Here is an 8,338-nt window from a genome sequence, read left to right as displayed (position 1 = left end):
AAGACCAACGCGATCGTGCCCTGGCACAAGACCGGCTACGTGTTCATCAAGCGCGAGAGCCAGGACGCCGTCGCCTGGGTCTCCCTCGGCGGCGTCACCTCCCCGGTCACCACCGCCAACCGGTGAGGCGGCCTCAGGCCGCCCGGCTCAGGGACGGCTGGGCGAGGCCCGCCACGTAGGACTCGACCCGGCCGATGAAGGCCGCGAGATGCGGGGCGACGCCCCGGAGACTGGCGAGATCCCGCACCAGGATGTCCCGCGACAGCGCCCTGTCGCCCTCGCTCGGCGCGTCGGCGAGGTAGGAATCGACCGCGTGCTCCGCGATATTGATCGCGCCGGCCCGACCATCCTCGGCGAGCGCTCTGATCACCTGCTGGATGGCGGGCTGCATGGTGGGTCCTTTCCTGGGGCGCGGCCCCGTCGGCGACGGGCTGGCCGTCTTCACGCGTCTGGATCGAGCCCGCCGCGAATCCCCGTGCGAGCCGTTCTGAGAAGCCGGCAAAGCTGACCTGAATCAAGGCCTTCGGAGAGGGCGCAGGGCGGCTATTCGCCCACTGCATGCGTTCTGGGCAAGCCCTGCGGATGCAACACTCTCTTAAATCGGAACCGATACGGCTTCCCGCGCGTTATCTACCTCGTCTTCACCCATTGTGCGCCGCACGTGGCCGTGTCACCCTTCCGTCATCATCGGGCGGCGGGGGCTTGAACCATGCGGCACGCGGATGGCGGTATCTCGTGTCAGGTGTTCGGCCCGCTGCGATGGCGCGGGTGGACGCACGCGGCGTGCCGCGCACGACAGGCGGCGAGTTTCGCCCTGCTGGCCATGATCCTCGCGATGGGCGGTGCCACGACCCATGCCCATGCACGGCTGGTCCTGCCGGATCAGGTGTCCGCCGCCGAACCGACCGGACCGGTGCGGGCGATCGCGGGCTGGACGGATTTCTGCGCCCGCACACCCCAGGAATGCAGGGTCGACACCGCCGAGCCGGCCGAGATCCCTCTGACCGTGGCGGTGTGGCGAACCCTGCAGAGCGTCAACCGCCGCGTGAACGCGCGCATCCGGCCGATCACCGATCAGGCGCACTGGGGCGTCGTCGACCGCTGGGACTTCCCGGATGACGGGTTCGGCGACTGCGAGGATTACCAGCTGCTGAAGCGGCGGATGCTGGCGGAGCGCGGCCTGCCGCGGCGCGCCCTGCTGATGACCGTCGTGATCGACGAGACCAACGAGGGCCACGCCGTGCTGACGGTCCGGACCGACCGCGGTGACTTCATCCTCGACAACAAGACCGACGCGATCCGCTCCTGGCGCCGCACGGGCTACAATTTCATCAAGCGAGCCGGCCAGGACGGCGCGGCCTGGGTGTCCCTCGAGGGCAAGGACGGCACCGCGCAGGTCGCCACCGCCGAGCCCTGATCCCGTCAGGCACCGACCAGCATCGCCGCGAGGTCGAGGGCGACGCGGCCGGAGAGCAGGCTCCAGCCGCACGCGACGACGGTCGCCAGCATCACGAACGGGATCGGGCGCCCCTCGATCCGTCGGCCGCGCACCGTGTTGCGCAGGATGATGAACGGCGCCGAGAAGGCCAGCATCGGCAGGGCGGCGACCGCCGGCAGGCCGCCGCGCTCCAGCAGGCTGAAGCTCGCCCGCCGGGCCGCGAACAGCTCGAAGGCGCTGGCGATCAGGCCGGACAGCGCCAGTCCGATGCACAGGGTCCGGATCGACTCGAGGGCGGCGGGCGTGAAGACCATTATTCGCGCTCCTGATACAGGTTGCGCGCACTGTACTCACGCCGTTTACCGCTTGTTAAGCACGAGTCTCCGTTAGCGTTAATCCGTGCACAGGTGCGGGCCGGCGGAGCCCGGCCCGGGATGTTGTGCGGCCGAGGCGCCGCGCCTCAGGCCTCGTCCTCGAGATCGATGTCGAGGATCGCCATCCGGAAGACGAAGGAATCGTCGCCGTCCTCCTTGTCGTCGGCGATCACGCCGATCGACTCCTCGCCGATGAACACCTCGGCGGAGTCGCCGGTCTTCATCGCGGTGAGGCGGATATTGTTGTTCGCGAACTTTCGGCGCAGATAGTCCTGAAGCTTCGCGGTCTCGGCTTTGGTCACGCTGGTCGATCTCCCCTGGCGGCGCGGGCGCCGCGGATGGGCCGAGGGCTTGCCACGCCGCGGGCGGAGCGGCAAGCGCGACGGCCCCGGGTCAGATCCCGTCGCCCAGGTGGATGAACTGGTCGAGGGCGACGAGCTGGTCCATCGCCCGGGCCGGATCGTCGCAGCCGGCGGTGCCGACCACGCGCGCCGGCACGCCGACGACCGTCGTGTTCGGCGGCACCGGCCGCAGCACCACCGAGCCCGCCGCCACCCGGGCGCAGGCCCCGACCTCGATGTTGCCCAGGATCTTGGCACCGGCGCCGATCATCACGCCGCGGCGGATCTTGGGGTGGCGGTCGCCGCGCTGCTTGCCGGTGCCGCCCAGGGTCACAGCGTGGAGGATCGACACGTCGTCCTCGATCACCGCGGTCGACCCGACCACGAGGCCGGTTGCGTGGTCGAGGAAGACGCCCCGCCCGATCCGCGCCGCCGGATGGATGTCGCACTGGAACACCTCCGAGACCCGGCTCTGGAGGTAGAGGGCGAGGTCCCGCCGGCCGCGGTTCCAGACATGGTGGGCGAGGCGGTAGGCCTGCAGCGCGTGGAAGCCCTTGAAGTACAGGACCGGCTCGAGGGCCCGGAGCGTCGCCGGGTCCCGGTCGATCACCGCGCCGATATCGGCGCGGAACGCCTGCCCGATCCCCGGATCCACCGCGATCGCCTCGTGGAAGGCGTGGGCGACGAGTTCGGCCGGCAGCGACGGGTGCCCGAGCCGGGCCGCGACCCGGTGGGAGACAGCGCCTTCCAGCGTGGTGTGATTCAGGATCGTCGCCACGATGAAGGAGGCGAGCTGCGGCTCGGTCCGCAGGACGTCCTCCGCCTCGTCGCGCAGCCGCGACCAGACCGGGTCGACGACCGCGAGGTCATGGGCTGTGTGATTGAAGGCAGGACTGGCGCTCATGGGCGGATGCTCACGTCCGGGACTTCGCGGGTTTGCCGATCGCGCGTGCGGCCGGGCCGGTCCAGTGCCCGCTCGGGCGGGCGTGGGTGTCCCGCCCGGGGCGGGCGGAATGCAGCGCGCCGGACCGCGGGTTCCGCCCTAGCGTGGTGCGCTGCACCGCGGCGATCAAGGGCCGGCGCGACCCGGCGGTCGCATCGGGCGCATGGCTGTCAGCGAGCCGGCGCGGGTCAGTCGGCCGCCGGCACGGCCTGCCCGAACCGCGCCTCGATCACCGCCGTCAGCCGGTCCAGCATCGTCTGGACCGGAATGTTGGAGGTGTCCACCGTGGCCGGAGCCCGGGCGTAGAGCGGCTCGCGGCTCGCCAGCACGGCGCGCAGCTCCTGCATCGCGGAGGCGTGGTCGCCCGTCGTGGCGAGGTGGCCCTGCTCGCGGACGCGGCTCATGTGCTCCTCCGGCCGGGCGCGCAGCCAGATCGTGTAGAACGCCTGCAGGAGCAGATCGTAAGTGAGCGGTTCCGCGACGATGCCGCCGCTCGTCGCGAGGATCAGCGGACCGGGATGCTCGGTGAGGCGCCGCAGCGCCGCCTGCTCCAGGCGGCGGTAGCCTTCCTGTCCGTAGATCGCGAAGATCTCCTGGACCGAGAGGGCGTTCTCCCGCTCGATCTCGGCGTTGAGCTCCACGAAGGTCCAGCCGAGGCGCTCGGCCGCGAGCTTGCCGAGGGTCGACTTGCCGGCGCCGCGCAGGCCGATCAGCGCCACGCGCGGCCGGTTGCTCGATTCGGGCCTGCTGCCGCCGGACAGGGCCTCCTTGGCGGCGACGATCTGGGCCGGGCTCGCCTGGGCGAGGAGGTCGCGCACCACCGGCCAGTCGGGCAGCGCGTCGTTGCCGGTGATCAGGTCGTCCAGCCGCACGCCCATGGCGTTGGCCACCCGCCGCAGCAGAATGATCGAGACGTTGCCCTGGCCCCCCTCCAGCTGCGCGATGTAGCGCTCGGACAGGCCCGAGGTCTGCGACAGGACCTTGCGCGAGAGCCCGCGCACGGTGCGCGCGTGCCTGACGCGCCGCCCGAGGTCCGTGAGAAAGAGAGATTCCTGTTCTACCACGCCGGTCATGGCGCCGTCCGCTTTCCTGCCAGCTCGAAAGCAGAGTCCGTGCCCTGCATGCCTGCCGCTTCGAGATCCATCGCGCCCTGCTTGTCCCGCCGGACAGGAAACTGCCCGAACGTGCGCGCGTAGACCGGCGTTTCCTGCCCTGAGATCCGTCGTGCGCCACCCGCGTACGGCCGCTGTCTTGCGGCTCCGGTCCGTACCGTAGCGATCCAACCACGTTGCTGGCGTGGCGCTTATGTGTTGCGGATCGACCCGATGGTCAAGCCTTGGGCATGATCCTTGTGTGGGCAGAGGGACCGGCCGCGCGGGCTGTCCCGGTCAGCCGTCGGGGCCGGAGCGGGCCCGCTACTCGACCGGCAGGGCGGTGGCCTCGTGCACGGGCGCGGCGGCCGGCGCGCGCCGCGGCGTGGCGGCGGCGAGCATCTGGAGCGACGGACGGCGCGGCGGCAGCGGCACCTCGACCGCCTCGACCGCCGCCTCGGTGGCCGGCGCCGACGCGGCCGCGGGGGTCATCGGGGCGGGGGCCGCCTCGGGCTGCGGCGAGAGCCGGAGTTCCGCGATCTGAGCCGGCGCGGCCGCGACGGCGCTGCCCAGGGCCGCGGGCCGGCGCGGCGGCAGCGGGACTTCCACCGACGGCGCCGCGGCGGCCTGGGGGGCGCTCGCGCTCGGAGCCGCGGTGGCCGGGTCGACGGACAGGCTGGCCAGCGCGATCGTCGCGCCGGCCAGGGCGGCGGGCCGCCGCGGCGGCAGCGGCACCTCGACGGTCTCGGTCGGAGCCTCCGCCACCGCGGCGGCGGTGGGTGCGTAGGCCAGGGCGGCGGCCGCGGGGTTGTTCCGGGAGTCGGCGACGCCGCCGCCGAACAGGCTCGCCAGGGCGCTGGCCGAGGCCGCCACCGGGGCCACCACCGAGGCCACCTCGGTGGAGATGCCCTGGCGCTTGGCGGCGTAGTAGTAGCCGCGGTTGTAGTACTGGTAGGCTTGGCTGACGTTGCCCTTGGCCGTGCGATAGGCGCCCGCCAGATAGGCCACGCCGTAGCGCAAATTGGTCTCCGGATCGTACAGGCCGGCGGCGTCGCCGGTGTAGCCCAGGCTGCGCGCGGTCGCGTGCTTGATCTGCATGAGGCCCAGGGCGCTGCCGCCCTTGGCCCGCGGATTGTAGTTGCTCTCGCGCTTGACCACGGCGTGCACGAAGCTCGCCGGAACGCCGTTCGCCTTCGCCTGCTGCTCGATCAACGCGTCGATATTGTCGCGCGCGCCCTGCCCGAAGGCGGCGGCGGGCGCGACCGCGAGGACGGCGGCCAGGATGAGGCGATGCATTCCGAGACCCGGTGCTGCTTGTTCTGTGGTCAAGCTAGGTCACGGGGAAATGAGGCCGGAAAGCGGCCCCGGTTCGGCAGCCTGTGGGCGGCCGGGGCGACGGGCGCGCTTGTGATCCGCGCGCCACAGCGCGGCGCGCGCCAGCCGTCGAAGTCAGGGAAGGATGAAGCGGTCGACCGCGCGGGCGAACCCGTCGGAATCGTTGCTGTCCGTGACCGCACTCGCGGACGCCTGCACGCTCGCCTCGGCATTGCCCATCGCCACCGCGTAGCCGCTCTGCGCGAACATCGGGCGGTCGTTGCCGGCATCGCCGAAAGTGGCGATCCGCTCGCGCGGGATGGCGAGATGCGCGCTCATCCAGGCGACGAAGCGACCCTTGTCGAGGTCGGGCGGGGTCACGTCGAGATAGTATGCCTGCGAGCGGTGGACGGTGGCGCGGCCGGCCAGCGCCGCCGCGATGCGCGTCTCGCAGGCCGCGAGATGGGCGTGGTCGCGGCTGACGCCGACGATCTTGGCGGCCGATCCCATGAGCGTTCCGAGATCGGCGACGACCCGGGGCTCCGCGCCGATCGTGCGGCGCTCCAGGTCGGTGTAGGGGCCGTCCGGGTCGCGCAGGCACCACGCGCCGTCGGCGAAGACCCAGACATCCAGCCCCTCGGCCAGGAGCCGGTCGAGGGCCGACCGGGCCGCCGCCTCCGGGATGGTCCGCTCCTCGATGATCGACAGGTCCGGCCGGACGACGCTGGCGCCGTTGAAGGCCCCCATCGGCAGGTCGAGACCGAGGTCCGCCACGAGGCTCCGCAGGCCGATCGGCGGCCGCGCCGAGGCGATGCTGAAGCCGATCCCGGCCGCGCGCAGGCGGCGCACGGCCGCCACCGTCGCCCCGGTCAGGCGCTTGTCGCCGGTTACCAGGGTGCCGTCGACGTCCGAGATCACCAGGGCGATCCCCGCGGCCTTGCCGGTTCCTGCTGTCATCGCGTCACTCCCCACCCGGATCCCGGCGCGCCGCGGCGGCGAGTTCCGCCACGACCCGGTCGGCAATCGCCTCGGGCGGCTCGAGGATCCCGACGGTGATCGGGTGCTCGTCGGGCCCCGGGACCTCGAGGATCGCGAACTGGCTCTCGAGGAGGTGCGGCGACATGAAGTGGCCCCGGCGCTCCGCGAGGCGCCGCGCGATCAGGGCCCTGTCGCCGTCGAGGTAGACGAGGCGGACCCGCCGGCTGCCCCGGGTAAGGACGTCCCGGTACGCGCGCCGGAGCGCCGAGCAGACCACCACGCCGGACTCGCCGGCGTCGAGGCGCTGCTGGATCCACGTCGCGATCCGGGCGAGCCAGGGCGCGCGGTCCGCGTCGTCGAGGGCGTGGCCCGCGTGCATCTTCGCCACGTGCTCCGGCGTGTGGAAGCTGTCGCCGTCCACGAAGATCCAGCCGAGCCTCTCGGCGATCAGCGCCGCCACGGTGCTCTTCCCGGACCCCGAGACGCCCATGACCACGAGCACCTGGGCGGCCGTCCCGGCATCGCGTGTCGGGTCTGATTGGGACGTCATCCGGATCACCGTGGCTCTCTGGGGCGCCGCGATCATGCGGAGCGGGCGCGCGGAAGGGAAGATCGTCGCGCCCGACGCCCCCGCCGTGTCGGCAGGAACCGCCGCGCGGCGGGACGCGTTGATCACCGGAACGCGAACATTCAGGGAACATCAGGCGCATGGCTACCAGCACCGCGAAGGCGACGTCGAAGGCGGATCGGGAGACCGGAGCGCGTCAGGACGCCCCGGAGAACCCCAAGACCGACCCGAAGGATGTGTCCAACCAGATCAAGGATCCGGACCAGTGGACGACCGGCGGCGAGCCGATGACCGGCGCGCAGGCCTCCTATCTGAAGACGCTCTCGGAGGAGGCGAAGAAGCCGGAGGCGTTCGACCCCGACCTCGACAAGGCCGAGGCCTCGAAGCGGATCGACGACCTCCGCCACAAGGCCGGCCACGCCTGAGGCGGCCCGGGCGCGCCCGCGGCGGGCGTGCCCACCGCCGCGCCGGGCGGTGCATATCCCGCCCGGAATCGACCCGACCGCCGGTTTCGAACACTTCGTTAAGCCGGCGGCAAGCGCGTGCCGGTACCAGACTTCGGAGCGCGTGAGGCCACGCGCGCGGCGGGACTGGAAGGCGCGGTCGACCATGGATGAGCCGGGCGGCGACGGAGGGGAGCGGCGCGCTGTGCGATCCCGGGGGGCGTCCGCCCCGGCGGGTCGGCTCCGGGCCGCGACCGCACGGTTCGCCCGCGACGTCCGCGGATCCACCGCGACCGAGTACGCCCTGCTCGGCGGCCTGATCTTCCTCGTCGCCGTCGGCAGCATCCGCTTCTACGTGTCCCGCGTCAGCGCCGTCTACGGCGACATCACGGCGGCCGTCACCCAGGGGCCGTGAGCGGATCGTCCCCAATCCACCCGGCCCCGGGGCCGATCGGCCGGTCCGTGACCGCCGACAACATCTGGAATTGTGTCCCGATATTTCGGCTGCGCGCGCTGCGACCGGCATTTGTCGCGCCATTGCCCCGAAAAAGCTGTGCTTAACGAGGATGACTTAGCAGTCTCGGCCGTGGCGGGCGGAGTGTGGCTCACCCGCTACGGACACCTGGGCCGCTATGGGCTAGGCACGGGCTCGGCAATACCGATGGGCAACATCTGGATGCGCAAACTTCCCCTCGTCCTGCTCGCCGTCACGGCGATGTCGGGCTGCACGTACCTGCCCGCGGCGGGTCCGACGGCGAGCGCGATCCAGGCCGGGGCCGAGGTCGCCACGGCCGACGGCGGGATCCTCGCCCGCTACGAGATCATCGACGTCACGCCCTCCGTGGTCG

Annotated in this window: 11 protein-coding genes and 2 pseudogenes; 5 read left to right on the top strand and 8 right to left on the bottom strand. The window is 72.0% G+C overall.

Annotated features, from left to right (window positions below; translation table 11 throughout):
- Window positions 1-126, top strand: a pseudogene (locus tag ACLBXO_RS31100) (transglutaminase-like cysteine peptidase); the annotation flags it as partial.
- 7 nt (window positions 127-133) lie between these two features.
- Here ACLBXO_RS31100 and ACLBXO_RS31095 read toward each other — a convergent pair.
- Window positions 134-391 carry a hypothetical protein gene (locus tag ACLBXO_RS31095; protein WP_447687833.1) on the bottom strand — a complete coding sequence of 86 codons (258 nt, stop codon included), beginning with the start codon at window positions 389-391 and terminating at the stop codon, window positions 134-136.
- A 318-nt stretch (window positions 392-709) separates the two neighbouring features.
- Between ACLBXO_RS31095 and ACLBXO_RS31090 the strand changes: the two genes are divergently transcribed.
- Window positions 710-1,417, top strand: a complete 708-nt coding sequence (locus ACLBXO_RS31090) for a transglutaminase-like cysteine peptidase (RefSeq protein ID WP_447687832.1) — start codon at window positions 710-712, stop codon at window positions 1,415-1,417.
- Window positions 1,418-1,422: 5 nt separating this feature from the next.
- Here the strand turns inward: ACLBXO_RS31090 and ACLBXO_RS31085 are convergent, their stop codons facing one another.
- The 7 genes from ACLBXO_RS31085 to ACLBXO_RS31055 all read right to left on the bottom strand — a co-directional run bounded on the left by ACLBXO_RS31085 (window position 1,423) and on the right by ACLBXO_RS31055 (window position 7,029).
- Window positions 1,423-1,752, bottom strand: coding sequence for a DUF6949 family protein (locus ACLBXO_RS31085; protein ID WP_331314856.1), 330 nt, complete (start codon window positions 1,750-1,752; stop codon window positions 1,423-1,425).
- A gap of 146 nt (window positions 1,753-1,898) precedes the next feature.
- Window positions 1,899-2,114: a DUF3126 family protein gene (locus ACLBXO_RS31080; RefSeq protein WP_243909648.1), complete on the bottom strand. Its 216-nt coding sequence runs from the start codon at window positions 2,112-2,114 to the stop codon at window positions 1,899-1,901.
- A 91-nt stretch (window positions 2,115-2,205) separates the two neighbouring features.
- Entirely contained in the window at window positions 2,206-3,057 is an 852-nt protein-coding gene (gene cysE, locus ACLBXO_RS31075) for a serine O-acetyltransferase (RefSeq protein ID WP_331314854.1), read from the bottom strand.
- Window positions 3,058-3,284: 227 nt separating this feature from the next.
- Window positions 3,285-4,169, bottom strand: a complete 885-nt coding sequence (locus ACLBXO_RS31070; RefSeq protein ID WP_331314853.1) for a helix-turn-helix transcriptional regulator — start codon at window positions 4,167-4,169, stop codon at window positions 3,285-3,287.
- Window positions 4,170-4,511: 342 nt separating this feature from the next.
- A complete protein-coding gene (locus ACLBXO_RS31065) occupies window positions 4,512-5,483 on the bottom strand; it encodes a lytic transglycosylase domain-containing protein (protein ID WP_447687831.1) in 972 nt (323 codons plus the stop codon).
- A gap of 153 nt (window positions 5,484-5,636) precedes the next feature.
- Window positions 5,637-6,458: a Cof-type HAD-IIB family hydrolase gene (locus ACLBXO_RS31060; RefSeq protein ID WP_447687830.1), complete on the bottom strand. Its 822-nt coding sequence runs from the start codon at window positions 6,456-6,458 to the stop codon at window positions 5,637-5,639.
- A gap of 4 nt (window positions 6,459-6,462) precedes the next feature.
- Window positions 6,463-7,029, bottom strand: coding sequence for a gluconokinase (locus ACLBXO_RS31055; protein ID WP_331314848.1), 567 nt, complete (start codon window positions 7,027-7,029; stop codon window positions 6,463-6,465).
- A gap of 158 nt (window positions 7,030-7,187) precedes the next feature.
- Between ACLBXO_RS31055 and ACLBXO_RS31050 the strand changes: the two genes are divergently transcribed.
- From ACLBXO_RS31050 to ACLBXO_RS31040, 3 genes and pseudogenes are all read left to right on the top strand, one after another.
- Window positions 7,188-7,472 (top strand): DUF3072 domain-containing protein, encoded by a 285-nt coding sequence (locus ACLBXO_RS31050; protein WP_447687829.1) that lies wholly within the window; start codon window positions 7,188-7,190, stop codon window positions 7,470-7,472.
- Window positions 7,473-7,695: 223 nt separating this feature from the next.
- Complete coding sequence (locus tag ACLBXO_RS31045) at window positions 7,696-7,905, top strand: Flp family type IVb pilin (RefSeq protein ID WP_331314844.1); 210 nt, start codon at window positions 7,696-7,698, stop codon at window positions 7,903-7,905.
- A 261-nt stretch (window positions 7,906-8,166) separates the two neighbouring features.
- A pseudogene (locus tag ACLBXO_RS31040) lies at window positions 8,167-8,338 on the top strand (polysaccharide biosynthesis/export family protein); the annotation flags it as partial.

The organism is Methylobacterium sp. C33D (assembly GCF_053345825.1).
This window is presented reverse-complemented; position numbering and strand designations above follow the sequence as displayed.